Source organism: Salinilacustrithrix flava, from assembly GCF_041228405.1.
GTDB classification, from domain to species: Bacteria; Actinomycetota; Acidimicrobiia; order Acidimicrobiales; family Salinilacustritrichaceae; genus Salinilacustrithrix; species Salinilacustrithrix flava.
In genome coordinates, this window is record NZ_CP133888.1 from 2986721 (window position 1) to 3011522 (window position 24802).

At 72.2% G+C, this 24802-nt stretch carries 23 protein-coding genes and 3 tRNA genes; 14 read left to right on the forward strand and 12 right to left on the reverse strand.

Going from position 1 to position 24802, the window contains the following annotated elements; all coding sequences use genetic code 11:
* Positions 1–252 precede the first annotated feature (252 nt).
* Positions 253–459, reverse strand: coding sequence for a hypothetical protein (locus tag RGQ06_RS14685; protein WP_432430543.1), 207 nt, complete (start codon positions 457–459; stop codon positions 253–255).
* Positions 460–599: 140 nt separating this feature from the next.
* On the opposite strand from RGQ06_RS14685, the gene RGQ06_RS14690 reads away from it, so the two are divergent.
* The 5 genes from RGQ06_RS14690 to RGQ06_RS14710 all read left to right on the forward strand — a co-directional run bounded on the left by RGQ06_RS14690 (position 600) and on the right by RGQ06_RS14710 (position 4097).
* Complete coding sequence (locus tag RGQ06_RS14690) at positions 600–1754, forward strand: DUF4214 domain-containing protein (RefSeq protein WP_432430542.1); 1155 nt, start codon at positions 600–602, stop codon at positions 1752–1754.
* Between the two features lie 172 nt (positions 1755–1926).
* Positions 1927–2286: a DUF5658 family protein gene (locus RGQ06_RS14695; RefSeq protein WP_432430541.1), complete on the forward strand. Its 360-nt coding sequence runs from the start codon at positions 1927–1929 to the stop codon at positions 2284–2286.
* Positions 2287–2311: 25 nt separating this feature from the next.
* Positions 2312–2384, forward strand: a tRNA-Ile gene (locus RGQ06_RS14700).
* Between the two features lie 115 nt (positions 2385–2499).
* A complete protein-coding gene (locus RGQ06_RS14705) occupies positions 2500–3396 on the forward strand; it encodes an SCO6745 family protein (protein WP_432430540.1) in 897 nt (298 codons plus the stop codon).
* A gap of 50 nt (positions 3397–3446) precedes the next feature.
* Positions 3447–4097: a carboxymuconolactone decarboxylase family protein gene (locus RGQ06_RS14710; RefSeq protein ID WP_432430539.1), complete on the forward strand. Its 651-nt coding sequence runs from the start codon at positions 3447–3449 to the stop codon at positions 4095–4097.
* Positions 4098–4104: 7 nt separating this feature from the next.
* Here the strand turns inward: RGQ06_RS14710 and RGQ06_RS14715 are convergent, their stop codons facing one another.
* Positions 4105–4755 carry a TetR/AcrR family transcriptional regulator gene (locus RGQ06_RS14715; RefSeq protein ID WP_432430538.1) on the reverse strand — a complete coding sequence of 217 codons (651 nt, stop codon included), beginning with the start codon at positions 4753–4755 and terminating at the stop codon, positions 4105–4107.
* Between the two features lie 46 nt (positions 4756–4801).
* A complete protein-coding gene (locus RGQ06_RS14720) occupies positions 4802–5248 on the reverse strand; it encodes an Lrp/AsnC family transcriptional regulator (protein ID WP_432430537.1) in 447 nt (148 codons plus the stop codon).
* An 83-nt stretch (positions 5249–5331) separates the two neighbouring features.
* Between RGQ06_RS14720 and RGQ06_RS14725 the strand changes: the two genes are divergently transcribed.
* Positions 5332–5913 carry a LysE family transporter gene (locus tag RGQ06_RS14725; protein WP_432430536.1) on the forward strand — a complete coding sequence of 194 codons (582 nt, stop codon included), beginning with the start codon at positions 5332–5334 and terminating at the stop codon, positions 5911–5913.
* Positions 5914–5937: 24 nt separating this feature from the next.
* Here the strand turns inward: RGQ06_RS14725 and RGQ06_RS14730 are convergent, their stop codons facing one another.
* The gene (locus tag RGQ06_RS14730; protein ID WP_432430535.1) at positions 5938–9243 is read right to left on the reverse strand and encodes a bifunctional proline dehydrogenase/L-glutamate gamma-semialdehyde dehydrogenase; all 3306 of its coding nucleotides are present in this window, start codon (positions 9241–9243) and stop codon (positions 5938–5940) included.
* 41 nt (positions 9244–9284) lie between these two features.
* Here RGQ06_RS14730 and tnpB point away from each other — a divergent pair, with 41 nt between their 5' ends.
* Complete coding sequence (tnpB, locus tag RGQ06_RS14735) at positions 9285–10643, forward strand: IS607 family element RNA-guided endonuclease TnpB (RefSeq protein ID WP_432430534.1); 1359 nt, start codon at positions 9285–9287, stop codon at positions 10641–10643.
* Positions 10644–10784: 141 nt separating this feature from the next.
* Here tnpB and RGQ06_RS14740 read toward each other — a convergent pair whose 3' ends face one another.
* The 3 genes from RGQ06_RS14740 to RGQ06_RS14750 are packed head-to-tail and all read right to left on the reverse strand — an operon-like array spanning position 10785 to position 12027.
* Positions 10785–11252 (reverse strand): aminoacyl-tRNA deacylase, encoded by a 468-nt coding sequence (locus tag RGQ06_RS14740; RefSeq protein WP_432430533.1) that lies wholly within the window; start codon positions 11250–11252, stop codon positions 10785–10787.
* 8 nt (positions 11253–11260) lie between these two features.
* The gene (locus tag RGQ06_RS14745) at positions 11261–11422 is read right to left on the reverse strand and encodes a hypothetical protein (RefSeq protein WP_432430532.1); all 162 of its coding nucleotides are present in this window, start codon (positions 11420–11422) and stop codon (positions 11261–11263) included.
* Positions 11423–11463: 41 nt separating this feature from the next.
* On the reverse strand, positions 11464–12027 hold the full coding sequence (locus RGQ06_RS14750) for a hypothetical protein (RefSeq protein ID WP_432430531.1): 564 nt from the start codon (positions 12025–12027) through the stop codon (positions 11464–11466).
* 68 nt (positions 12028–12095) lie between these two features.
* Here RGQ06_RS14750 and RGQ06_RS14755 point away from each other — a divergent pair, with 68 nt between their 5' ends.
* From RGQ06_RS14755 to RGQ06_RS14765, 3 genes are all read left to right on the forward strand, one after another.
* Positions 12096–12899 (forward strand): inositol monophosphatase family protein, encoded by an 804-nt coding sequence (locus RGQ06_RS14755; protein ID WP_432430530.1) that lies wholly within the window; start codon positions 12096–12098, stop codon positions 12897–12899.
* An 11-nt stretch (positions 12900–12910) separates the two neighbouring features.
* Entirely contained in the window at positions 12911–13432 is a 522-nt protein-coding gene (locus tag RGQ06_RS14760; protein WP_432430529.1) for an NUDIX hydrolase, read from the forward strand.
* 186 nt (positions 13433–13618) lie between these two features.
* A complete protein-coding gene (locus RGQ06_RS14765; RefSeq protein ID WP_432430528.1) occupies positions 13619–16291 on the forward strand; it encodes a cation-transporting P-type ATPase in 2673 nt (890 codons plus the stop codon).
* Here RGQ06_RS14765 and RGQ06_RS14770 read toward each other — a convergent pair.
* Positions 16288–17238, reverse strand: coding sequence for a sigma-70 family RNA polymerase sigma factor (locus tag RGQ06_RS14770; protein ID WP_432430527.1), 951 nt, complete (start codon positions 17236–17238; stop codon positions 16288–16290). The genes RGQ06_RS14765 and RGQ06_RS14770 overlap by 4 nt on opposite strands.
* A 228-nt stretch (positions 17239–17466) precedes the next feature.
* Between RGQ06_RS14770 and RGQ06_RS14775 the strand changes: the two genes are divergently transcribed.
* Complete coding sequence (locus tag RGQ06_RS14775; protein ID WP_432430526.1) at positions 17467–20253, forward strand: cation-translocating P-type ATPase; 2787 nt, start codon at positions 17467–17469, stop codon at positions 20251–20253.
* A tRNA-Val gene (locus RGQ06_RS14780) sits at positions 20244–20332 on the forward strand. The genes RGQ06_RS14775 and RGQ06_RS14780 overlap by 10 nt, the downstream gene beginning before the upstream one ends.
* Positions 20333–20334: 2 nt before the next feature.
* Here RGQ06_RS14780 and RGQ06_RS14785 read toward each other — a convergent pair.
* A complete protein-coding gene (locus tag RGQ06_RS14785) occupies positions 20335–21180 on the reverse strand; it encodes a universal stress protein (RefSeq protein WP_432430525.1) in 846 nt (281 codons plus the stop codon).
* A 113-nt stretch (positions 21181–21293) separates the two neighbouring features.
* On the opposite strand from RGQ06_RS14785, the gene RGQ06_RS14790 reads away from it, so the two are divergent.
* Positions 21294–21367, forward strand: a tRNA-Val gene (locus RGQ06_RS14790).
* Positions 21368–21558: 191 nt separating this feature from the next.
* Here the strand turns inward: RGQ06_RS14790 and RGQ06_RS14795 are convergent.
* Entirely contained in the window at positions 21559–23493 is a 1935-nt protein-coding gene (locus RGQ06_RS14795) for a hypothetical protein (protein ID WP_432430524.1), read from the reverse strand.
* Positions 23490–23945, reverse strand: coding sequence for a hypothetical protein (locus RGQ06_RS14800; protein WP_432430523.1), 456 nt, complete (start codon positions 23943–23945; stop codon positions 23490–23492). The genes RGQ06_RS14795 and RGQ06_RS14800 overlap by 4 nt, the downstream gene beginning before the upstream one ends.
* A gap of 282 nt (positions 23946–24227) precedes the next feature.
* On the opposite strand from RGQ06_RS14800, the gene RGQ06_RS14805 reads away from it, so the two are divergent.
* Positions 24228–24452 (forward strand): hypothetical protein, encoded by a 225-nt coding sequence (locus RGQ06_RS14805; RefSeq protein ID WP_432430522.1) that lies wholly within the window; start codon positions 24228–24230, stop codon positions 24450–24452.
* A gap of 41 nt (positions 24453–24493) precedes the next feature.
* Here RGQ06_RS14805 and RGQ06_RS14810 read toward each other — a convergent pair whose 3' ends face one another.
* Positions 24494–24730: a hypothetical protein gene (locus RGQ06_RS14810; protein WP_432430521.1), complete on the reverse strand. Its 237-nt coding sequence runs from the start codon at positions 24728–24730 to the stop codon at positions 24494–24496.
* Between the last annotated feature and the right edge of the window lie 72 nt (positions 24731–24802).

Here is a 24802-nt window from a genome sequence, read left to right on the forward strand (position 1 = left end):
TCCACCGCTGCGGCCGGATCCACCGCGGCTACCAGTCCCTGGCCGAGTGCACGTGGCCCGACGCCACCTACATCGTTGGTGACGGGGCCTACGCGGTGCTGGCCCGCTGCGACCTGTTCACGGTGGCGCTGTACGAGACGAGCGCCGAGGCCCGTCGCCGCAAGCAGCGCTTCGACGAGCGGGGGTGCGGCCGGACCTGCGAGGGCCACCATGAGCTGGGCCGGCTCATCGAAGGACCAGAGGCCGACGACCTCAGGTCGACGGCGGCCGCTGACGCTCGAGCAGGTCGGCCGCGGCGGACTTCATCACGCGCTCGGTGAGCGTGCCGCCCGAGCTCCGCAGCCACGCCACGATGTGCGCCTGGTCGAAGCGCCGAGCGTGGCGGTCCTCCAGGAGGCCGTCGAGATCGGTGAGGTCGAGCACGAAGACGGGCTCATCCGTGGGTCGCGACATGGTCATGGTCGGCGCCTCCAGGGCTCGGTTGTTCCCGCCTGGGCGGGACCATACCCAGGTCTGAACCCCCCAGAACCGAACGATCCACATGATTCGGACGTGGCTCTGACCCCACTGACCACGAGCGCGTGGGGCATGCTCTCACGGTGCACGACGCGCACGATGCCCCCGCCCGAGCTCGCTCGGGCCGCCTGCTGGCCGCGCTCGTCGCCATCCTCGCCCTGTTGGTCCCCGTTGGGATCGATGCGAGCACGGTGGGTGCCGAGGCCGGCCAGCGCGCCTCCGACATCGTCTACGACGGCACCGACGACGGGGTGGACGGCACGATCTACCGGCTCTACCGGGCGTTCTTCCTCCGGGAGCCCGACGGCGACGGCATCGTGTACTGGATCACCGCAGCCCGCCACGGCGCCTACCCGATCGGCTCGATCGCCGAGGAGTTCGCCCGGTCTCCGGAGTTCCGCCAGCGCTACGGGAACCTCGGCGACGCCGCCTTCGTCGACCTCGTGTACCGCAACGTGCTCGGCCGCGCCGCGGAGGCCGAGGGGCGCGCCTACTGGCTCGGCCAGCTGCGGGCCGGGATGCTGCGCGGGCACTTGATGCTGTACTTCTCCGAGTCCGTCGAGTTCGGCCGGGCCGTCGGCGCCGGACCCTTCGGCGCGCGGGACTTCCGCGGTCCCGCCGCTCCGCTCCCGTCAGCGCCGCGGGGCAGCTACCTCTTCCTCCCCGACGCCAGCCCGGACGTGCTGCCGCCCCGATGGGCGGCGTGTCGACCCGTGTACGTCGTGGCCAACCCGGCCGGCATCCCCGACGCCGAGCACGCCGAGTTCGTCGAGATGCTGGAGCACGCCCTCGATGCCATCTCCACCGCCACCGGCCAGCACTGGGTGCACGTCGGTCCCACCACCTACCGGAGCGCCGACAGCAGCTCGTACCGCAAGGTGTTCGGCCAGGTCACGATCTCGTTCATGACCGCACCCGACCCGAGCGAGCAGGCCGCGGCGTGGGCGCTGCCGCTGGCCGGCGCCCATCCAGACACCGGCCGGATCCAGTACGTCAGCGGGGTCGTCAACCTCAACGCCCAGCGCCTGGTCGGCGACGCCGGCGGGCAGGTGACGCCGCTCGTGGCCACCACGCTCATGCACGAGCTGGGTCACATCGCCGGTCTCGACCACGTCGAGGATCCGAGCCAGCTCATGCACGGCTACTACGCCCTGCCGAGCGAACCCCGCTACGAGACCTACCGCGACGGCGACCGGGCCGGGCTGGCGCGGGTCGGCTCCACCGCCGTCGCCTGCTGACATCCGCATAGGTCGTTTGGCCTATGCGAATCCCACGACGCGTGTCGCGGTCCGCGCGCATGGCGCGGACGGAGGCCCTTCGCCGGCGCTCCGAGCCCAGGTCGGTCCGATTTGAGGTGAGTTCGCCGGTTCCTGACCGGTGACGGGGGCGTGCCATCGGTAGGGAGGACCCATGGCCAGCGCATCCCCGACCGTCGCCTCCCCGTCCGCCCGCCTCGCCTCATCGGCCGCGCCGCCCGTCGAGCGGGCCGCCGGCAGGTACCAGCTCCTCGCCGGCCTGCAGGTCGCCGACGTGGCCACCACCTGGGTGATCCTCGCCAACTTCTCGACCAAGGCCGAGGGCAACCCGGTCGTGGCCCAGATGATCCACCACGGTGGCCTCCAGCTCGCCATGATCGCCCTGCTGGTCGTGAAGCTCGCCGTGGTCTACGTCCTGTACGAGAAGCAGACCGGCATCAACATCATGTCGGCGATCTACGGCCTGGTCGTGTTCAACAACCTGCTGGCGCTGGGCCTCGCGCTCGGAGGGTGAGCGCCGGGCTACCGTCGCTCGCCTCGGGGCGGTAGCTCAGTGGTCAGAGCGCGGCACTCATAATGCCTTGGTCGTGGGTTCGATCCCCACCCGCCCCACGCGAACCCTCGGCCGCTGGGCGGCCTCCGGGTTCGTCGCCGATGCTACGCATCGGCCGGCGTCCGTTCCGTGCTAGAGACTGGCAACTCCTGTAGCCAACTCTCGAGGTGCACCGTGGACGACCAGCAGCTGACACGCCGGGCGAGGGGGCTCGCCGCCGCAATCGAGCCGGTGGCCGGGCAGGTGTACTTCTCGCCGGAGTGCCACGCGAACTACGAGGCCCTCGGGTTCGGGCCAAGCCCCGGGGACTTCAATGGCGTCGCCGGTCCCGAGATGGAGTCGTACTTCTGCAGCCGGGGCTCGGTCATGGGCCAGGTGCCCGGCTCGGTCATCGCCGCTGCCTTCGGGGTCTTCAACCACGCCATGGTCGAGCGCATCGTCGAGCGCGGGTGGGCCAAGACCGACGCGCCGACCATCTGCCAGGCCCGCGACGACGGCGCCGTGGCCCAGCTGCGACGGGTGCTCGGCGACCGGCCCGACGGCGTCGACGAGGCGCGGACGCTGCTGGAGCGGGCGAACGCGGACCTCGAGCCCTACGGCAAGCCGCTGTACGCGGGGCTCGCCGCGCTCGTCCGCTTCGACGACCCGCTCGCCGACTGCTGGCGCCTCGCCGATCGCCTGCGCGAGTACCGGGGCGACGCCCACACCGCCGCCTGGACCTCGGTCGAGCTCGATGCCTGCCAGATCGGGGTGCTCAGCGAGCTGTACTGGGGTCTGCCGGCCCGGTCGTACTCGCGCACCCGGATGTGGAGCGACGAGCAGTACGACGCCGCCGAGGCCGCGCTCGAGGCGCGTGGGCTCCTCACCGACCACCAGCTCACCGACGACGGGCGCGCCTTCCGCGAGGAGATCGAGGTCGTCACCGACCGGGGCTGCCGTCCGATCGTCGAGGCGCTCGGCGACGACGTCGATGCCCTCACCTCCATCCTCGGGCGGTGGGGCGCCTCGGTGCGCGACGCTCGTGGCTACCCGGCCTCCGGTCCCCACGACCTGGCCGACGCAGCAACCTGAACCCGGGTCCTGCGGCGGACGCACTGCCGGTTCTGACGAGGGAGATGCACATGCCCCGCCTGCGCCAGGTGGACCGCGCCGAGGCCACGGCCGAGGGAGGCCCCGGCATCGTGCCGGCCATGTATCGGCTGATGTTCGGCGACCGGGACCCGGTCGCCGAACCGGGCACCGCCACCGGGACGCCGGGGGACTGGTGGACGGTGTGGGCCGGCTCGCCGGACATCCTCCAGCACGCCGTGCAGGGCTTCGGCCTCTACCAGAGCCCCGAACGGCAGCTCGACCCCGTGCTGCGCGAGCTCGGCCAGGCCCGAGCCGGGTACGGCGCCGGCAGCCGCTTCGTGTTCTCCCAGCACTGCAAGTCGCTGCGCGGCCTCGGCGTGTCCGAGGAGCGGATCGCCGCGGTGGCCCACTGGCCCGCCGCCGACTGCTTCGAGGAGGTCGAGCGCCTGGTGCTCGCCTACACCGACTGCCTCGTCCTGCAGCACGGACGGGTGCCGGACGCGCTCTTCGAGGCCCTGCACCGGCACCTGTCCGACGTCGAGCTCCTGGAGCTGACCTACATCACCACGCTGTACTTCCAGCACGCGGTGATGTCGCGCGCGCTGCGGACCGAGCTGGACGACGTGGACGAGCCCGTCGTCGAGGTGCGCGTGCCCGGCGCCGAGGACACGATCGTGCCCATGGCGCCGAGGGAGCGCTGAGGAGGCCTCAGTCGGCAGCGTGCAGCCGGCGGGTGGCGTCCCACACGGCGAGGAAGACCTCGGTGGCGTCGTCGATGAGCTCCTCGGCCGTGAGCTCCAGGCGGCCACCGATCCACGCCAGGAGCAGCTCGGAGAACCCGCCCACGAGCACGGACGCGCCGAGCCGCCCGATGCGCTCGTCCTGGGCGCCGACGTCCCGGCGGGAGTTGTCCTGCAGCACGAGCTCGACGAGCGTGGCGCCGGCCCGGACCCGCCGCAGGTTCAGGGCCTCGTTGCCGAGCGCCTCGCTGTAGAGGATCCGGCCCCGGCGCGGGTCCTCGGCGATGAAGTGCACGGTCGCCGCCACCGAGGCCCGCATCGCTGCGGCGTCGTCCTCGGCGGCGTTGACGGCATCGGCGGAGCGACGCTTGAGCTGGCGGAAGACGTCGTCGTAGACGGCGACGAGGAGCTCGTCGAGGTCGGTGAAGCTCTCGTAGAAGTAGCGGGGGTTCAGGCGGGCGTGGGCGCAGACCGCGCGCACGGTCGTGCCGGACATGCCCTCGTTCGCCAGCAGCTCGAACGCGGCCTCGATGAGGAGGTTGCGCCGCTCGCGCTGGCGCTCCTCGGTCGACAGGCCGTTCCAGCGCGACGGCGTACGGGTGGTCGGCTCGTTCGACACCCTCCGGATGCTACTGCTGGTCACGCCCGTTGCCAGTTGATCGTGCTCAGACCGCCGGCTCGCGGGGGAAGCCCTCGACCGTGTGCAGCACGACGCGCGTCGAGGTCTCGCGCACGCCCAGGTGCTCCTTGAAGTTCTGCAGCAGCTGGTCGAGCTCGGCGATGGTCCGGGTCCGGACCCGGATCTGGTAGTCGAAGCCGCCGGTGACGTGGACGGCGTCCACGACCTCGGGATCGTTGCGCAAGGCGTCGTCGATGCCCGACCACGGGGCGCCGGGGGTCAGCTGCAGGTCCACGAGCGCATCGATCGGGCGTCCGACCGCCTCGCTGTCGAGCCGGATGGTGAACCGGTCGATGGCCCCCGATTCCCGGAGGCGACGCAGGCGCTGGGACGCCGCCGACAGGCTCAGGTGCACGGCATCGGCGAGCTCGGTCACCGACAGGCGACCATCCTCCACGAGCAGGCTGATGATCTTCCGGTCGATAGCGTCCATGACCGTAGATCCTACGGGCTCATGTGGCTCAGGGCAGCAGGTTCGGCAGCCATTGCACCGGAACTGCCGCCATCCTGGCGGTCATGATCCTCCTCATCGGCTTCGTCACCGGGCTCGCCCTGGTCGCCCCCATCGGTCCGGTCGCACTGACCCTGTTCGGGCTCGGCGCCGAGCGCGGGCGCCGCGTCGCGCTGGCCGGCGCCGGCGGCGTGGTGCTCGCCGATGCCCTCACGATGCCGGTCGCCCTCGGGAGCGCCGGCTTCCTGTCGTCCCTCGACGGGGGGATCGTCCGCGGCTTCGAGGTCGTGATGGGCCTCGCCCTGGTCGCCCTGGCCGTCTCGACAATCGTGGCCACCGACCGGGCCCGGGCCGCCGTGGCCGGCATCCGCCGTCCGACCCGAACGCTCGCGCTCATGACGATCGTGAACCCGCTCTCGCTCGTGGCCTGGGCCGGCGTGGCCCTCGCCCTGCCGTCGTCGCTGCGGTCGCCGGCCGCGCTCGTGGCCTTCGGCGCCGGTCTCGTCCTCGCCTCGGCGTTCTGGCACAGCGGCCTCGCCATGGCCGCCGGATCCATGGCCCGGCGGATGGGTGACGGTCCACGCCGGACCGTCACCCGGGTCAGCGGGGTCGTGCTCCTGGTGGTCGGCGGCGTGCTCGTCGCCTGACCGGGCCCTGGATCGGGTCCCCGGTCAGGTCTCGGCCTGGACGAGGTTCCCGAAGCGGTGGAGGGTGCGGGTCACGGCCTGCTCACGCAGGTGGTGGCGCAGCTCGACGCCGCCGTCGTTCGTGACCGGATCCTCGGCGAGGTGGACCCGCGCCTCGATCGCCGCCCGCCGGACCTCCTCGGTCGTCGAGCCGACGACGCGCACCCGCTCGACGTCGAGGGCGGCGAGCCGCGCCGCGAAGGCACTGTCGCCCTCGTCGTCGTGGTGTGACTCGAGGAGCGGCACCCCGCACGTCGCTGCCGCGTGCCGCACCCGTTCGACGGCGGTGTCGTCGGCGCCTGCGCCGATGCGCAGCCCGACCCGGGGGAGGGGGCGGTAGCGCAGCACGTTGGACTCGCAGAAGAGCCCCGTGGGGTCGTGGTCGACGCCGTGGACGGTGCGCCACCAGTCGGCGTCGCTGCGCGCCCACACGTCCGGGTCGAGCGGGCCGGTGGGGTGCCAGGTGCCGAGCTGCACCACGTAGCCCGGCCCGCCGGCCTTGGCGCCGGGTCCGACGCTGGATCCCTTCCAGCCGCCGAAGGGCTGGCGCCGCACGATGGCGCCGGTGATGCCGCGGTTCACGTAGGCGTTCCCGACCTCGACGCGCTCGGACCAGTGCTCCACCTCGGCCGGGTCGAGGGAGTGCAGGCCGCCGGTGAGGCCGAAGGCGGAGTCGTTCTGGATGGCGATCGCATCGTCGAGGTCCTCGGCCCGGATCAGCCCGAGCACCGGCCCGAAGCACTCCGTCTGGTGGAACCAGGATCCCGGCCGCACGCCGGTGCGGACGCCGGGCGACCAGAGCTCGCCGGTCTCGTCCAGCGGTCGGGGTTCGACCAGCCACTCCTCACCTGCGTCGAGCGTGGTGAACGCGCGGGCGAGCCTCGGGTTCGGCTCGCCGATCAGCGGCCCCATCGTGGTCGTCGGGTGGTGGGCAGGCCCGACGTCGAGGCTCTCCACCGCATCGACGAGCTGGCGACGGAAGCGCGGGCTGTCGTGCACCTCGCCGACGCAGATCGCCAGGCTGGCCGCCGAGCACTTCTGGCCCGCGTGGCCGAACGCGGAGGCGACCAGGTCGGCGACGGCGAGGTCCAGGTCCGCGTTCGGGGTGATGACGATGGCGTTCTTGCCCGATGTCTCGGCGAACAGGCGCAGACCCGGGTCCCAGGAGCGGAACAGGTCGGCCGTGTCGGTGCCACCGGTGAGGATGACCGCGTCGACCGAGGTGAGCAGGTGGCGGCCCACGTCGTCCTCGGGCACCCGGACGTACTGCAGCAGGTCGGCGGGCACGCCGGCGTCGTGCGCGATCTCCACCACCAGCTCGCTGCAGCGGGGCACCTCCGGCGCCGGCTTGGCCAGCACGGCGTTGCCCGCGGCCAGCGCGGCCAGCATGCCGCCGGCGGGGATGGCGACGGGGAAGTTCCACGGCGGCACCACGGCCACCACGCCGAGGGGTTCGAAGCGGGCGTGCTCGCGTCGGAGGCCGGTCGGGTCGGCGAGGTCGCTGCGGTCGGCGTAGTAGCGCGCGAAGTCGATGGCCTCGCAGATCTCCGGGTCCGCCTGGCCCACGGTCTTGCAGCCCTCGTGGGCCATCACCGTGAGCAGGTCACCGCGCCGGCGGGCCATCTCGTCGGCCACGGCGCGCAGGACGCCACGACGCTCCTCGGCGGGGCGGGCCCACCACTCGGCCTGGGCCCGGCGAGCCCGCCCGATCATCTCGTCGACGGCGCTCGCCTCGGTGGTCAGCGGGGCACGGACCGGCTCGGGGTGGCGGGCGAGGTGCTCGAGGGCCCAGTCCCGGGTGCCGGCCACGGCGGGGTCGGACTCCGGCTCGTTCTCGAAGGGCCCCAGGCCGACGGGCTCGGGTGGCTGGGAACGGTCCAGCGTGCGACGGGGGGTGGTGGAGACGTCCCCACGGCGGGCGACGGCGCGGCGGAACGCCGCTGCTTGCTCCACGAAGGACGCCGAGCCCGGTTCGAGATCGCCGAGCGCCCGCATGAAGTTGCCCACCGCGGCGTTCTCCTCCAGGCGCCGGAAGAGGTAGGAGATGGCCACGTCGAAGTCGTCGGGGTCGACGACCGGCGTGTACAGCAGCAGCGAGCGCAGCTCGTCGCGGATCACTCGGGCCTGCGACGGGGCCATGCCCTCGAGCATCTCGATGCCGACCCGGTCGGCGACGCCGCGCCGTTCGGCGAGCAGCGCGGCCCAGGCCACGTCGAAGAGGTTGTGGCTGCCGACGCCGATGCGCACGGCCCGGAGCCGGTCCGGCTCCAGCACCCAGTCGAGGCAGCGCTTGTAGCCGGCGTCGGTGTCGGCCTTGGTCGGGTGGGGCGCCGGGTCCCAGCCGTGCATGGCCGCGTCGACCTGCTCCATGGCCAGGTTGGCGCCCTTGACCAGGCGGATCTTGATGTCCGCGCCGCCGCGGTCCTGGCGGTCGCCCGCCCACGCCACCAGACGACCGAGGGCGTCGAAGGCATCGGGAAGGTAGGCCTGCAGCACGATCCCGGCCTCGGCGCCGAGGAACTCGTCCTCGTCGAGCACGCGGCGGAACGCGGCCATCGTGAGCTCGAGGTCGTGGTACTCCTCCATGTCGAGGTTCACGAACGTGCCCCGTGCCTGGGCTGCCCGCAGGATCGTGCGGAGCCGCTCGGCGACGCGGTCGAGGCTGTCGTCCCACGCCCAGTGCTGGAGCTGCGACGCGACCCCGGAGATCTTCACGGACACGTAGTCCACGTGCTCGTCGCCGAGGAGGTCGATGGTGGCCTGCAGCCGGCGGGCCGCCTCGCGCTCACCGAGCACGGCCTCGCCCAGCAGGTTCACGTTGAGATCGAAGCCCTCGGCCCGGCGGGCGCCGAGGTGGCGGTCCATGGCCGCGCCGTGGGCGTCGACCACGAGGTGTCCGACGATCTGGCGCATGCGCCGCCGGGCCAGGGGCATCACCAGTCGGGGGAGGGCCGGGGCCAGGTTCGCCCCGGCCCGCAGCAGGACGCGGTCGATGGGGGAGAGGAAGCGGGGCAACGACGAGCGCCCGCCCGCGAGGGCGTGGAGCTGGTGGGCGGCGACGCGCTGGTCGTCCGGCCGGATCACCCGGTCGACGAAGCGCATGGTGAAGGCCACCCCGTCGGGGTCGTCGACGAGGCGGTGGAGCCGGCGGGCGCTGCGCCGGTCCTCGCTCGTCTCGGCGCCGGCCGCTGCGTCGAGCCAGCGCAGGACGACGTCGACCGCCTCGTCGGCCAGCAGCGCCGGGTCCGCCCGCTCCGCCTCGCGGTCCACCGGTTCCTCGAGCGTGGCCATGCTCCCATGGTGCCCGCTCGCCGGGCGGGCCTGCTCGTCAGGTGGCGCCGTCCGAGGAGCGGCTCCTCATGTCGTACTGCGGTGCTCGACGCTTCGCGTACAACTGGGTCCTCGCCACCGTGAAGACCAACCTCGAGACCCGTCGGGCTGAGCGTGAGGCCGGGGTCCCGGAGGACGAGCTGACGCCGGCAGTGTCGTGGAAAGCCAAGCGCCTGTCGACGCTGTGGAACAGCGTGAAGGACGAGGTGGCGCCGTGGTGGCGGGAGGTGTCGATGCACGCCTTCCGCTCCGGCATCGTCGACGCCGCCCAGGCACTCGAGAACTGGTCCAAGTCCCGCTCCGGTGAACGCACGGGCCGCCGGGTCGGGTTCCCCCGGTTCAAGAAGCGCGACAAGTCCGTCCCCTCGGTCAGCTTCGTGGAGATCAACCACCAGCTGTCCTGGCTCCACGAGAACCGCCACGCCATCCGGCTCATGCTCCCCCAGTCGACACCAGACCCGGACGTGAAGCGCCGCCGCGCCGAGCTGGCCTGGCTGCACACGACCACCTCCATGCGGCGGCTGTACCGACTCGTCGAGCAGGGCCGGGCCACGATCCAGAAGGTGACGATCGCCAAGCGCGGCGGGCGCTGGCAGGCCAGCGTGCTGGTTCGCTACCAGCTCGACGCCCAGCCCGCCGTCAAGCCCCGCAAGCGTCACGGCGGGACGATCGGCGTCGACGGGGGCGTGAAGCACCTGGCCACCCTGTCCCGTCCGGTGCCCGGGCTGACCGACGAGCACGGACACGTCGCCAACCCAAAGGTGCTCCACGGTCAACTGCACCGCCTACGACGCCTGGACCGGGCCATCGCCCGCTGCGAGAAGGGCTCCAAGAACCGCCGCAAGCTCCTGGATCGTCGAGCACGGCTGCATGGCCGGATCACCAAGACCCGGGCCCTGCGCCTCCACCACCTCACGAACACCCTCGCCGGCGGGTTCGCCATCGTCGCGATCGAGGACCTCAACCTTGCCGGGATGAGCAACCGCAAGCGCCGGTTGGGCCGTGCGCTCGCTGACGCATCCCTGCGTGAACTGCGCCGTCAGCTCGACTACAAGACCACCGACCACGGCACCACGCTGGTCGTCGCCGATCGCTTCTACCCGTCGTCGAAGACGTGCTCCGCATGTGGGCTGGTGAAAGCCAAGCTGGCCCTGTGGGAGCGCACCTACGTCTGCGACGACTCCCGCTGCGGACTCGTCCTCGATCGGGATGTGAACGCGGCACGCAACATCGCCCGAGAAGCCACCCGGCTCCTCGAGCACCAGGAATCTGTCGCCGGGCTACGACCGGAGACTCGAAACGCCGAGCCGAGACCGCACAAGACCATGCCAGCACCTGCTGGGATGGCAGCGGTCGCTTGAGGCCGGAACCAAACAGGACCCCGCGCCCTTGCGGGCAGGGGATCGTCAGATTTGGACGGGACGATGGCAACGGCGTCCGGTTCGACCGCCGGGAGATGATGGCGGGCTTTGTACCCATCTCATCTCACCTTGCTGCCGAACCTAGGTGGCGATGGGTCCCGCAGTGGCGCCGGCAACCCGGAGCAGATCGTCCGGGGCCAGGGTGATCTCGAGGCCCCGTCGGCCGCCGCTCACGTGGACCTCGTCGGACACGGTGAGCAGCTCGTCGACGAAGACTGGCAGCGGGCGCCGGGACCCGAGCGGGGAGATGCCGCCGACGACGGAGCCGGTGAGGCGCTCGGCCTCGGCCGGCTCGGCCATCGCGGCGCGCTTGGCCCCGCCCAGGCGGGCGAGGGCCTTCAGGTCGAGCGACGCGCTGACCGGCACGACGGCGAGCACGTGCCGGCCGTCGTCGAGGACGGCGACCAGCGTCTTGCCGACGGCGTCGGGATCGAGGCCGAGCGAGGTCACGAGGGCGTCGCCGTAGCCCCCACCCTCGGGCGCCTCGTACTCCGTGGTCCGGTAGTCGACGCCCGCCGCGTCGAGGGCGACGGTGGCCGGGGTCTGCACGGTCGCGCTTACAGCGGCTTGGGGTTGTCCGGGTCGTTCTCCTCGATGGCCACGTGGGCGTCGTCCTTGTCGCGGACGCGGCCCTCGTGCTCGGCGTCGAGGTGGAGCTTGAGCTCCCACCGCGCCGAGAAGCGCAGCTCGCAGAACGGGCACTGGGCGGTCTCGGTCATGGCCCCTTCCTACCGCGCCGCGCCGGGACCCGCTGGTCGGCTCACACCTCGTCGAGCCAGACGGGGGCGTGCTCGAGCAGGAAGTGGCTGACGGCCAGGCACCGGTCGAGCGTGTCGCACAGCTGCTCCTGGCCGAGGAAGACCCGGGCGAGGGAGACGTCGACCTTGGCCACGATCGTGAGGGAGCGCTCGGGTGCATCGGTGACCGCACCGAAGGAGTCGATGGCGGACACCTCGAGGGGCAGGTCGGGGCCGCCGAGGCCGGCCAGGTCGGTGGCCAGCACCAACAGGTCGGGGCCCTTCGGCAGCGGCGGCAGCGACCAGGTGAAGATGAGCGGGAAGTGGAACTCGTCGGGCGGGTCGTCGTCCTCGCCGATGGCGAGCACGACGTCTTCGAAGGCCAGCAGGCTGCGAGGATCGACGTCGAGGGCGAGGTGCAGGTCGAGCGGGCCGCCGCACGCCTCCTCGGGGTGCAGGTCGACCTCCCAGGCCTGGCGCAGGGAGTAGGTCTCCACGAAGTGCCGCTCGTCGTGCACGTGGAAGCCGTGGTCCACGGCATGGTCCTTGAGGTCGGCCACGAACCCGGCGACGTCGATGGAGGCCATGGGGCAAGCCTGCCACGACACCCCGGACACCCCTCGCATCGCCCCGGTCGCCCGGTACGGTCGCTGCGATGACCGACGACGACCTCCTCGCCGTCCTCCGGGACGCAGCGGCCGCCGTCCGTCGCGCCCTCGACGGCCTGGACGACTGGGGCCTCGCCGGCACCCGCTCGGGTCAGTACCGCAGCGATCTCGCCGCCGACGAGGCCTGCTTGGCCGTGCTCGACGACGCCGGCCTCGGCTGGTTGAGCGAGGAGTCCGGCGTGGAGCACACCGACCGCGCCATCACCGTCGTGGTCGATCCCGTCGACGGCTCGACCAACGCCAGCCGGGGCATCCCGTGGTACGCCACCAGCCTGTGCGCGGTCGACGACGACGGCCCCCGCGCCGCGCTCGTCGTCAACCAGGCCAGCGGTCGCCGCTACGAGGCGGTGCGGGGCGGGGGAGCGACCGTCGACGGTCGACCCGTCGCGCCCTCGACCGAGACCGAGCTCGGCCGGTCGGTCATCGGCCTGTCGGGCTACCCCAACCAGTACCTGGGCTGGAAGCAGTACCGGGCCCTCGGGGCCGCGGCCCTCGACCTGTGCGCCGTGGCCGATGGGATGCTCGACGGCTACCTGGACTGCTCGCCGAGCGCGCACGGATCCTGGGACTACGCCGGCGGCCTCCTCATCTGCCGGGAGGCCGGCATCGAGGTCGTGGACGCGTTCGACCGCGAGCTGCTCGACCCCGGCGCGCTGCGCCACGGCGATCGCCGCACCCCGGTCGCCGGCGCCACGCCTGACCTGACGGCCGAGCTGGTCGACGCCCGGCGCCGGTTGCGCTGGCCCGACGACCCCGACGTCGCCGGTCTGGTCGCCACCGACCGTCACTAGGCTCCTCGGCAGTGGCCGGCCTCCTGTACCGACTTGCGCTCCAGGTGTACCGCCGGCTCCCGGCTGGCTTGCGACGGCGCGCCGTGCGGGCGATGTCGCCGTCGTTCACCGTCGGCGCGATGTGCTTCATCGAGCGCCCCGACGGTGCCCTGCTGCTGGTGCGGCACTCCTACCGGGAGCGGTGGGGCGTGCCAGGTGGGCTGCTCCAGAAGGGGGAGGACGCCGAGGTGGGTGCCCGCCGAGAGGTGCGCGAGGAGGTCGGGCTGGTGGTGGAGCTCCTCGGCGAGCCGGCCGTCGTGGTCGACGCCCACCCCCAGCGGGTGGACGTGGTCTTCCGGGCCCGCCCGGCGCCCGGCGTCGACACCGAGCCGGACGTGGCCGCGTCAGCCGAGATCGTCGAGGCCCGCTGGTTCGCGCCCGACGCCCTGCCGGAGCTGCAGTTCGAGACGGCTGGCGCCCTCGTGGCGCTGGCCCGCATCGCCACCAGCGCCGGCCAACGACCCCTGCCCGAACCGGTCTGGCCTCGCCTCTAGCCGTCCCGCTCGCTGTTCCGCCGTCGCTGCCAGAATCCCGGGATTCTGGCAGCGGCCACGGAACGAACCTGTCGCCCGGGTCGGACGGGACGTAGGGCTCTAGCCGGTCCTGGCACCGTCTCGGACACTGGGAACCTGGTCGGCGGAGCCCCCCTCGACCACCGCCCCCAGGAGGTCGGCGCGGTCATGATCGTTGTCGACGCGCACGCCGCCACCGTCGACGAGGTCCTCGGTGCCCTCGACTCGAGTGGCGCCGGGCTCACCTCCGACGAAGCGGCCCGCCGGCTGGCCGAGGTCGGGGCCAACCGGCTGCCCGACCCGCCCCGGGCCAGCGTCTTCGTGCGCGTCCTGCGGCACGTCAACGACGTCCTCATCTACATCCTCCTGGTGGCGGCCGCCGTCACGGCGCTGCTGGAGCACTGGATCGACGCCGGAGTGATCCTGGGCGTCGTCGTCGTGAACGCGCTCATCGGCTACGTGCAGGAGGGCAAGGCTGAGCACGCGCTCGAGGGCATCGCCAAGCTGCTCTCCCTCGACGCCCAGGTGCGGCGCGACGGTCACTGGATGCGCGTCGGGGCCGAGGAGCTCGTCCCCGGTGATGTCGTTCGGCTGCGCTCGGGCGACCGCGTCCCGGCCGACGTGCGACTGGTCGAGGCGACCAACCTCCAGGTGGAGGAGTCCGCGCTGACCGGCGAGTCCGTGCCCACGGAGAAGCACACCGACCCGGTGGACCCGGATGCCGGTCTGGGTGACCGGGCTGGGATGGCCTTCTCGGGCACCCTCGTCACCGCCGGCCGGGGCGTGGGTGTGGTGACGGCGACGGGCTCGGCGACCGAGATCGGGCAGATCAACACCATGATCAGCCAGGTCCAGACGCTGGCCACACCGCTGACGCGACAGATGCGGGCCTTCGGCACCCAGCTGTCCGTGGCCATCGTCGGCCTGGCCACCGTGGTGTTCGTGCTCGGGCTGGTCCTGCACGACTACCCGGCATCGGAGCTGTTCCTGGCCGCGATCGGGTTCTCGGTGGCGGCGATCCCCGAGGGCCTGCCGGCCATCCTCACCATCACGCTCGCCATCGGCGTCCAACGGATGGCCGGTCGCAACGCCATCACCCGCCGGCTCAACGCCGTCGAGACCCTCGGCTCGGTCACCGTCGTGTGCTCGGACAAGACCGGCACCCTCACCAAGAACGAGATGACGGCTCGGTGCGTCGTGACCCGCGCTGGTCACTACGAGATCACCGGCACCGGGTACGAGCCCGACGGCGAGGTGTCGCTGCTCGGCGAACGGACCGGCCTCGACGCCCGCGCCGACCTGCTCGCCCTGGTGGAGGCGATGGCCGTCGCCAACGACACCGACATCGTCGAGGTCGACGGACGGTGGACGGTGGACGGCGAGCCGACCGAGGGCGCGCTGCGCGGGCTGGCCATCAAGCTCGGGTTCGACGCGTCGGCGTACCGGCGCACCGCGGTGGTGCCGTTCGAGTCCGAGCACAAGTTCATGGCGACCGTCGACGAGGTGCCCGGCGGCGGTCAGGTCCTGCTCGTGAAGGGCGCTCCCGACCGCCTGCTCGAGCGCGCTGGCTTCGAGCTCGGCGCCGACGGCCGGCCCGGGCCGCTCGACGTGGCGTGGTGGGAGTCCCAGGTCGAGGAGCTGAGCGCCGATGGCCTGCGGGTCCTGGCCGCGGCCCGTCGTGATGACTTCGGTCCGCACGACGAGCTGTCGCTCGAGGACGTCCACGGCCTGGTGTTCGTCGGCATCGTCGGCATCGTCGACCCACCCCGACCGGAGGCCATCGACTCCATCGCGACGTGCGGGCGCGCCGGGATCCGGGTCGTGATGATCACGGGCGACCACGCCGGCACGGCGCGGTCGATCGGGCGGGAGATGGGCATCGGTGACGGCGCCACGGCCGTGACCGGTGCCGAGCTGGAGGCCGCATCGGACGAGGAGCTCCAGGTGATCGTTGGCACGAACGACGTGTTCGCCCGCACCAGCCCCGAGCACAAGCTGCGGCTGGTCACGGCGCTGCAAGCCAACGGCGAGGTCGTGGCCATGACCGGCGACGGCGTCAACGACGCACCGGCGCTCAAGCGCGCCGACGTCGGCGTCGCCATGGGGGTCAAGGGCACGGAGGCCACGAAGGAGGCGGCCGAGATCGTCCTCGCCGACGACAACTTCGCCTCGATCGAGCGAGCGGTGGAGGAGGGCCGCACGATCTACGACAACCTCCGCAAGGCCATCCTGTTCATCCTGCCGACCAACGCGGCCGAGGCACTGGTGATCGTCGTGGCGGTGGTGGTCGGTCTCGACCTGCCCCTGACCCCGACCCAGATCCTGTGGGTCAACATGGTCACGGCGGTGACGCTGGCCCTGGCGCTGGCGTTCGAGCCACCCGAGCCGGGGATCATGGACCGGCCGCCTCGTCCCACGGGCGCGTCGATCCTGGATCGCTACTTCCTGTGGAGGATCGGCTTCGTCGGGGCCCTGGTCGGCGGGGCGACCATCGCCGTCTTCCTCCTCTCCGACCGCAGCGAGGACAACCTCGCCGTCGCCCGGACCGTGGCGGTGAACACGCTGGTGTTCGGCCAGATCTGCTACCTGTTCAACAGCCGGTTCCTGCGTGAGGCCAGCTACCCGCCGGCCCGACTGCTGGCCAACCCGGTCGCCTGGGTCGCGGTGGCGGTCCTCACCGCGCTGCAGGTGGGCTTCGTGTACCTGCCCTTCATGAACACCACGTTCGGCACCGCGCCGCTCGAGCTCGTGCACTGGGTGGTTCCCGGCCTGATCGGCATGGCGGTGTTCACCGCGGTCGAGGTCGAGAAGGCGATCGCTCGCCGCCGGTCCGGTCTCTAGACGGCCATGGCCCGGCCCTGGCGCTGGGCCGGGGAGCAGGGGTGGCGCAGCTTGGTGAGCGCCTTGGCCTCGATCTGGCGGATGCGCTCGCGGGTGAGCTCGAAGTGCCGGCCCACCTCGTCGAGGGTGAGGGGTCGCTCCCCGACGAGCCCGAAGCGCAGCTCGAGCACCTCGCGCTCGCGGTCCGAGAGCGTGAGGAGCAGGTTGCGCAGCTCGACCTTCTCGAGGTTGGCGGCGGCGACGTCGAAGGGGACCTCGGCCTTGTCGTCGGGGAGCAGGTCGCCGAACTCGGTGGCGTCCTCCCCGATGCCCACCGACAGCGAGATGACGTCGGCGGTGGCCTGCATGGCGGTCTCGACCCGGTCGACGGGCATGCCGGTGAGCTCGCTCAGCTCCGCTGCGGTCGGCTCGCGGCCGAGCTCCTTCAGCAGCGTGCCCGACGCCTTCGACAGCGTGGACAGGGTGTCGACGACGTGGGAGGGCAGGCGGATGGTGCGCCCCTTGTCGGCGATGCCGCGACCGATGGCCTGGCGGATCCACCACGTGGCATAGGTCGAGAACTTGAAGCCCTTGTGGTGGTCGAACTTCTCCACCGCACGGATGAGCCCGAGGTTGCCCTCCTGGATGAGGTCGAGCAGGGGGAGGCCGGTGGACTGGTAGCGCTTGGCGATGGAGACGACGAGGCGCAGGTTCGATTGGATGAACCGCTGCTTGGCCGCGGCCGCGGCGCGGATCTGGCGGCGGAGGGATGCCCGCACGGCGGGCTTGAGATCGAGCCCCTCGGCCAGGCGCAGCTCGGCCTCGCGCCCGTCCTCGATCGCCTGGGCCAGCTCGATCTCCTCGGCCGCGGTGAGCAGCGGGTACTGCCCGATGTCGGCGAGGTAGCGGCCGACGAGGTCGTCAGGACCCCGTGCCCCCCGATGACCGCTGCGCTTGGGATCGGCCACCCTTGACCTCCACGTTGATCGATCGGCGCCTTGTGGCGTGTTCGATGACGTGATCGACGGTAGCGATGCGCCCCGTCACGGTCGTGGATGCCTCCGCCGTCGGGATCTCGGCGGGCGTGCGAGCCGCTCCCGGCGACACGAGGCCATGACCTGCGACCCTGGTCCCTCGACGACCGCCGGCATACGTTCGAGGGGCGCACCGCCCACGGGCGGAGCACCGCCGCACGGGTGGACGACTCGGAGGCGAACGGCACGACGATGGTTCCTGAACCGGTCTGGCACAACCTCGACGCCCGTCGGGTCGAGCAGCTCCTGGAGACGAGCCGCCACGGCCTGACGCACCAGGAGGCAGAGGCTCGATCGGCGCGGTACGGACCCAACCAGCTGGAGGAGGAGCCACCGGCACCGGCCTGGCTGGTGTTCGTGGAGCAGTTCCGGAGCCCGCTCATCTTCATCCTGCTCCTGGCGTTGGTGGTCACGCTGGTCCTGGGCGAGTACCTCGACGCCGCGGTGATCACCGCGGTGCTGGTGCTCAACGCCGTCATCGGCTTCACCCAGGAACGTCGGGCCCAAGGCGCGGTCCGAGCGCTGATGCAGCTGGTGGTGCCCCGTGCCCGTGTCGTCCGGGGCGGCCGCGACTGTGAGATCGACAGTCGCAGCCTGGTGCCCGGCGACGTCGTGCTGCTGGAGTCGGGCGCGCGCATACCTGCCGATCTGCGGCTGACCAGCACCACGGCGCTGCAGGTGGATGAGTCTCTGCTGACCGGCGAGTCCGTCCCGGTCAACAAGACCACCGAGGCCGTCGGGGCTGATGCGGTGCTGTCGGATCGAGCGTGCATGGCCTACACGGGGGCCACCGTCACCACCGGACGAGGAGCGGGCGCAGTCGTGGCCACCGGTCCACGCAGCGAGCTCGGGTCCATCGCCGGCTTGATGCGCGCCGAGGCGGTCTCGGCCACCCCGCTGCAGCGCCGCATGGATCGCTTCGCCAAGACCATCGGTGTCGCGGTCGGCGGGGCCGCGCTCGTGGCCTTCGTGAGCGGCGTCGCGCTGGGTGAGTCGGTCGAGGGCATGTTCCTGGTCGCGGTCGCCCTCGCGGTCTCCGCGGTGCCCGAGGGCCTACCGGTCGCGGTGACGATCACGCTGGCCATCGGCGTGCGGCGCATGGCCCGACGAAGTGCGATCGTGCGGCATCTCTCCGCGGTGGAGACCCTCGGCAGCACCACGGTGATCGGCTCGGACAAGACGGGCACCCTCACCGAGAACCGCATGACCGTCCAGGAGATCTGGACACCGGGGCACGAGTTCCGGTTGGCCGGTGGCGTGCCCGACGGCGAGTTCTTCGAGGGCTCCGAGCCGGCGGACATCGAGTACCACCCGGCCCTGCACCTCACGCTCCTCGCCGGCGTCCTCGCCAATGAGGCCGACCTGCACTGGGCCGACAGCGAGCTGGCGACCACGGGTGACCCGACCGAGGTGGCGCTGCTGCTGTCCGCCCTCACGTCCGGGCTCCAACCCGGTGACGTCCGCACCGCGTATCCCGCCTTCGCCGAGATCCCCTTCGAACCGGTGCGCCGGTACTCGGCCAGCATCCGCGAGCGCAACGGCACCCACGTCGTGTTCGTCAAGGGCGCCCCCGAGCGAGTGCTGGGCATGTGCACCGAGATGCTGACGGACCAGGGTCCGGCACCGCTCGACCGGGAGGCCGTGGCGCTGGCGGCACGGCAGCTCGCCTCCCGAGGGCAGCGGGTCCTCGCGTTCGCGCAGCACGAGCTCGCCGAGCAGCTGGGAGACGAAGCCGAGATCGCCGAGCCCGAAGGGCTCGTGCTCCTCGGGCTGCAGGCCATGCTCGACCCGGCTCGCGCCGGGGTGAAGGAAGCGATCGCCGACTGCCAGGCCGCCGGCATCCGAGTGGTCATGATCACCGGCGACCACGTCGAGACGGCCCGAGCCATCGCCGACCAGCTCGGCATCGCCTCTCCCGGCGGCACGCTCACCGGGGCCCAGCTGTCGGATCTCGACGAGGAGGCGCTCGGGGTGCGCGTCGAGCGCACCTCCGTGTACGCCCGCGTGTCGCCGGAGGACAAGCTGCGCATCGTCCGCGCGTTCCAGGCCCGCGGTGACGTCGTCGCCGTCACCGGTGACGGGGTGAACGACGCCCCTGCCCTCAAGGCTGCCGAGATCGGCATCGCCATGGGGGACAAGGGCACCGACGTCGCCCGGGAAGCGGCCGAGATCGTCCTCGCCGACGACAACTTCGTGTCGATCACCGCCGCTGTCGAGGAAGGGCGGGTCACCTTCGACAACATCTGCAAGGTCACCTTCTTCCTCGTGTCGACCGGCGCAGCCGAGGTCATCGCCATCCTCGTCGCCGTGTGGCTCCAGTGGCCCCTCGTCCTCCTGCCGGCACAGCTGCTCTGGCTCAACCTGGTCACCAACGGCCTCCAGGACGTCGCCCTCGCCTTCGAACCTGCGGAGAAGGGGGTGCTGCGCCGCCCGCCCCGCCGCCCGGGCGGCGGTGTCCTCGATCGGCTCATGTGGGAGCGCGTCCTGCTGGCCGGGCTCGTGATGGGCGCCGGCATGCTGCTGATGTTCCGCTGGGAGCTCGATGCCAGCGGCTCCGTCGCCCGTGCCCAGACCGTGGCGCTCACGACGATGGTCGTCTACCAGGTGCTCCAGGCCGGCAACGCACGCTCCGAGACCGAATCCGTCTTCCACCGGAACCCGTTCTCGAACCGCTTCCTGTTCGTGGCCACCGCCGCTGCGCTGAGCCTCCACGTTGCCGCGCTCTACCTGCCCCCGACGCAGTACGTGCTCCGAGTCGAACCGATCGGCCTCGACGCGTGGGGCCGCATCCTGGTCGTGACCGTGAGCATCCTCGTCGCCATGGAGGCCCACAAGGCGCTCCGGCACCGACGTGTGCCCCTCGAGGAGCCCGGGCACCTGCGCCCGCCGGATCGCACCTCTCACGGGCCCGGGGACGGCCGCTACCGTTCTCGCCTCCCGGGCGCATAGCTCAGCCGGCTGGAGCACTTCCCTTACAAGGAAGATGTCGGATGCGCCCCGTCACGGTCGTGGATGCCCGCCGCGCGCAGCTCAGGGCGTGCCCGGGGTCGAGCGGTGGAGGAGCACCGGGCAGGGCGCGGTCCGGGTCACGTCGGAGGCGACGCTGCCCAGCGCGCTGCGAGCCAACCCGGTGCGACCGTGGGTGGCCATGGCGATGAGGGAGGCGGGCAGGTCCTCGGCGAAGAGTCGGATCGCCCGGCTGGCCGGGGTGCCGTGGAGGACCTGGGCTCCGATCTCCCGGTCGCCGTCGTCGACGCGCTGGGTCAGCGCCGCGAGCCGTCCCTCCGCGGCACGGCGGAGCTCCAGGACCGGCGGCTCCCCGGGGGCGTGGACGCCCTCGTCGGGTTGGATCACCTCGACGAGCCACATGTCCATGTCCTGGTCGCCGGCCCACGCCGATGCCACCGGGACGATCTCGTCCGCGAACCGCGACCCGTCCGAGCACGCGACCAGGCGTCCGTGCTCGCGGGGGAGCACCGTGCTGCGCGTTGCCGGCCCGACGAGCACCACCGGGTCCGTGACCCGGCACAGCACCGCTTCCGCGGTCGAGCCGAGCAGCGCGGACCGGAGCCCGCCCCGCCCGTGGGTCGCCATGCACAGGGTGCGGTCCGGGCCGGCGTCGAGGGTGGACAGGATGCCGTCGACCGGGTTGGCGCCATCCAGGATCCGCACCTCCACGTCGACCAGGCCGCGGAGCAGGTCGGCGCGGTCCTGGAGGCGCGCCTCGATCGGCGGGTCCTCGGGCCAGGTGCAGGCGACCAGCAGGACCCGGCCGCGACCGGACCCGCCGGCGTGGCGGGCGGCGAGCGCGGCGGCGTGGCGCAGGGCGCGCTCGGCGAAGCTCGATCCGTCGAGCGGGACGACGAAGGTGGGCATGGGGGCTCCCTCGGGTGGTGCGGGTCCTGCCCATTGCACCGTGCCCCGAGCGGCGCGGGAAGGGTCGCAGGTCCCGTGCGGTCGGGCACGGGGCGCTACCGTTCGCCCCCCTCGGGCGCATAGCTCAGCTGGCTAGAGCGCGTCCCTTACAAGGACGATGTCGGGGGTTCGAGTCCCTCTGCGCCCACTCGGGGTTATCGACGTAACCGTCGAAACCCAGGCACTAAACGCCCTCCGAAACCGCCCCGCAGCCGCCGTCGGCCCGTCCGGGCACCCGGCAGGCACGATCGGGGGCGCCGGAGAGGTCAAAACGCGAAGAAGCCGGCCCCGAAAGGCCGGCTTCACTCGTCTACGGGCGCGGCGGAACGGCCGCTGCCGCTACCTCGACGCGAACTGCTCCCGCAGCGCCGCCGCCTCCCGGTCCCTTGCCCTGGCGATCTCCTGCTGTCGCGGGTTCCTCGGCGGAGGCGCGACCGGCAGGCCGGCGAGCATCCGCCGGTGCCGCTCGGCCTGCCAGCGCGCCCGGTCCTTCCGGCGCCGACGGCCCGACCGGGCCTTCTTCCTGGGGTCGCCGTTCGCCTCGTCGCGCTCCTGCTGCCAGCGGCGGACGCGCCGGACGTTCTCCCCGAACACCAGCATGAGCACGAGCAGCCACTGGGCGGCGATGCCACGGACTCTGCGGCGGGACTTGACCTCCAGCAGCACGCTGCTGCCGTCCTTGTACGTGCTGTTCACGCCCTCGATCGTGTTCCGCAGCATCCCATACACGGCGCGCCACTCAGGCGACTTGAACCGGAGTTCCTGGCGGTGCTTCTCGAACGCGTCGTCGCGGACGGTGACAGAGTCCTGGGCGCACGCCTTCGGCTTCGCGCCGATCGACACGATCTGCGCGTCGGGCTGAACCTCGGGGGCGCCGCGCCCGGCACGCTCGAACGACTTCGTCTTGAACCCGCACATCGCGGTCGGGCACGTGCCCGACGCCGGGCACATCCACCGGGTCCGGTCGTCGCCGAGTGCGCTCTTGCGGCGGAACAGGTACGGCTCCCGCTCGGCGATCCGGTGCCGGTACTGCGTGTCGTCGATGCGGCCGGCGACGAGGTCCACGGACGCGTTCACGAGCCACTCCGGCATCGAGTGGCAGTACAGGTGACCCTCGACCATCACCGCGCCGTCGACGCCCTCGTCGCCGCGGGCGCCGAGCTCGGCGTGCTTGTAGTCCTGCACGAGGCTGTACCCGAGGCGGCGGACGGGCCGGTGGAAGTCCTCGACCTTCGCGTTCGACGTGTACCCGCGGTCGGCGACCAACCATTTCGCGGGGAGCGGGCCGTCGCTGCGGCTGATGGGACGGGACGGGTCCCGGATGCCTTCCAGGACGCTGACGGCCTGCCCTCCCGGGTCGGGGGACGGGCGGTGCAGCTCGAAGCCGAGGACGAGGTTGGGGTGCGGCTTCCGGTCGCCCGGCCGGACGGTCCGGCCGTCCTCGTCGACCTCGGGGCCGCGGACCGGCTCGTCCCATCCCATGATCGCCGCGGTGAGCTCGTAGGCCCAGACGCTCTTGCTGCGCTTGGGCGGCGGGTGCCCGTCGGGGACGCCGTGGACGTCCATGTCGTTGGTGCGGACGTGCCAGCCGGCGTCGGGGTCGGTGCTCTCCCACACGCCCTCGATGTCGCGACCGACGGCGAGGACGGGGACCTTGGTGCCGTCGAGCGCGATGGTGCCGCGCCAGCGGCGGCGGACGCTGCGGGGGAGGAGCTCGAACGACGCTTGGAGGAGCCGGTTGGTGATCCAGCGGAGGCGGCGGTACGCCTCGGCCTCGTCGACGTGCTGGCTGCGCCGTGCGGCCTCGCGTGCGAGGTCCTCCCATGTGAGCCTCCGGTTCTTCGGGAGGGCGCTCGGGTCGACGGCCTTGCACATGCGGAGGAACTGGTCGCGGACGTTCTTGTACGCGGCCTTCCGGCGCCGGGCCGTGTCGGTCGGCTTCATGGTGCGGAACCGTCCGCGGTACTCGTCGCCGATGCGCCGGTACGCCATTGCCTCGACCCGGTTGAGGAGCATCGGGCTGCCCTCGACCGCGAGGAGCACCATCGACGTCAGTAGCCCCTCGACGGTGATCTCGCTCTGCTTCCGGCCGGTGCACGAGGTGCTCCACTCGGCCAGGGCGTCGGCGACGCCGCTGCGCCGGACGACCTTCAACGCCCATGCGACGTTGCCGTCGGGGACCGGCAGCTCGTCGGGCGGGACGGGCGGCAGGTCGGCGCGGTCGAGCGCGGCGTCGACCGCAGCCCGTACGTCGTCGGGGTGGACAGAGGTCAACGCAGGGGCCTGGGGTCGCGGAGCAGCCGGTGCTCGTCGCTGCCGTCGAGGTCGGGGTCGGTGCAGTGCGCGAGGTAGTCGTAGAGGGAGCGGACGCTGACGCCGGCGGCGCGGGCGAGGACGGTCGGCGGCGTGCCTGCCGAGAGGAGGCGGACGATCCAGGTGGTGCGGCCGCGGCGGAGGTCGATGCGCCGCTCGGGCAGCCGGTTCTGGTTCACGGTCAGGCGCAGCAGCGCGGTGATGAGGTTCTTGCCGTCGCGGTCGTAGGTGGAGTCGGGCCGGAACAGCCACGAGTCGCCGGCACGGCTGGCGGCGGCGAGCACCGCGTCCTCCCACTGGCGCAGTACCACGGTGCGGCGGGCGTGGAGCCCCTGGATGTCGATGACGACGGTGCCGTCGTCGAGACGGGTGACGTCGGAGCCTCGGGTGGTGCGGAGGTCGGGTGCCTCCATGCCTGCGCCGACGCTCGCAGCGACGAGGACTTGCAGGTCTGGCTGCCACCGTTCGTGCTGGCTGGACGCCCACGCCCAGAGGGCGGTCTGCTCGGCCGCGGGAGTTCTTGGAGGTGCCGGAACGGTTCGGCAAGCCGCGGGCGAAGTGGCGCTATCGGGGCGACCCGACGTTCCTCGCCGACATGGCCGCCCACCGGCCCACCGCGCGCCGCGGTCGACCAGGAAGACTGGCGCCGCACCGTCGAGGGGTGGGCGACCGTCGCCTGGTTACAGCACCACCTCGTGGTCGCGTGCCGCGCCCGGTTCCGCGAGAACCGCAAGGAGAAGGCAGGGCCCACGAGCGCGGCGGGCCTCGCGCGAGCCGTCGGCGGCGACGCCGACCCCGACAGCGTGCAGCGCAAGTTCGCCGGCACCGAGCCCGTGCAGACCCGCGACATCACCGCCTGGACACGGGCCCTCGACCTCGACGGCACCTGGATCACCAAGCCCCCGCCGCCGTCTCTCTGACACCGACGGCGTTCACAAGCGGCTGACGCCGGGCGCTCCGCTCATCGGTCGCCGAGGGAACCCAGCGAAGAGCTGCCGTCATCCAGCCCCTCAACCTCGCCGTCGAACGGAACGAGCCTCGGCGGCGAGCAGCACAGCGCATCCAGCGCATCCCACGTTTCCCGGGGAAGCGGCTGGTCGATGCTCTCGGCGAGGATGCGGTGGACGAGCCACGCTGGCACCTCGACCGTCTCCACAATCGCCGTACTCGTGTCGTCGCTGGCGCGGTCGTCGGTCACGGAAGACACAGTGCCGTCGACCCTCCACACCCGTGCGCTGCCACGCCCGCGTGGAGCCCGTCGGCCACTGTG

What these genes read in the sequence shown, in the direction of transcription:
- RGQ06_RS14685 (WP_432430543.1), bottom strand. Translation starts at nt 459, where the DNA reads ATGACCATGTCGCGACCCACGGATGAGCCCGTCTTCGTGCTCGACCTC.
- RGQ06_RS14755 (WP_432430530.1), top strand. Translation starts at nt 12,096, where the DNA reads ATGACCGACGACGACCTCCTCGCCGTCCTCCGGGACGCAGCGGCCGCC.
- RGQ06_RS14695 (WP_432430541.1), top strand. Translation starts at nt 1,927, where the DNA reads ATGGCCAGCGCATCCCCGACCGTCGCCTCCCCGTCCGCCCGCCTCGCC.
- RGQ06_RS14725 (WP_432430536.1), top strand. Translation starts at nt 5,332, where the DNA reads ATGATCCTCCTCATCGGCTTCGTCACCGGGCTCGCCCTGGTCGCCCCC.
- RGQ06_RS14785 (WP_432430525.1), bottom strand. Translation starts at nt 21,180, where the DNA reads ATGCCCACCTTCGTCGTCCCGCTCGACGGATCGAGCTTCGCCGAGCGC.
- RGQ06_RS14750 (WP_432430531.1), bottom strand. Translation starts at nt 12,027, where the DNA reads ATGGCCTCCATCGACGTCGCCGGGTTCGTGGCCGACCTCAAGGACCAT.
- RGQ06_RS14720 (WP_432430537.1), bottom strand. Translation starts at nt 5,248, where the DNA reads ATGGACGCTATCGACCGGAAGATCATCAGCCTGCTCGTGGAGGATGGT.
- RGQ06_RS14745 (WP_432430532.1), bottom strand. Translation starts at nt 11,422, where the DNA reads ATGACCGAGACCGCCCAGTGCCCGTTCTGCGAGCTGCGCTTCTCGGCG.
- RGQ06_RS14730 (WP_432430535.1), bottom strand. Translation starts at nt 9,243, where the DNA reads ATGGCCACGCTCGAGGAACCGGTGGACCGCGAGGCGGAGCGGGCGGAC.
- RGQ06_RS14800 (WP_432430523.1), bottom strand. Translation starts at nt 23,945, where the DNA reads ATGGAGGCACCCGACCTCCGCACCACCCGAGGCTCCGACGTCACCCGT.
- RGQ06_RS14710 (WP_432430539.1), top strand. Translation starts at nt 3,447, where the DNA reads ATGCCCCGCCTGCGCCAGGTGGACCGCGCCGAGGCCACGGCCGAGGGA.
- RGQ06_RS14765 (WP_432430528.1), top strand. Translation starts at nt 13,619, where the DNA reads ATGATCGTTGTCGACGCGCACGCCGCCACCGTCGACGAGGTCCTCGGT.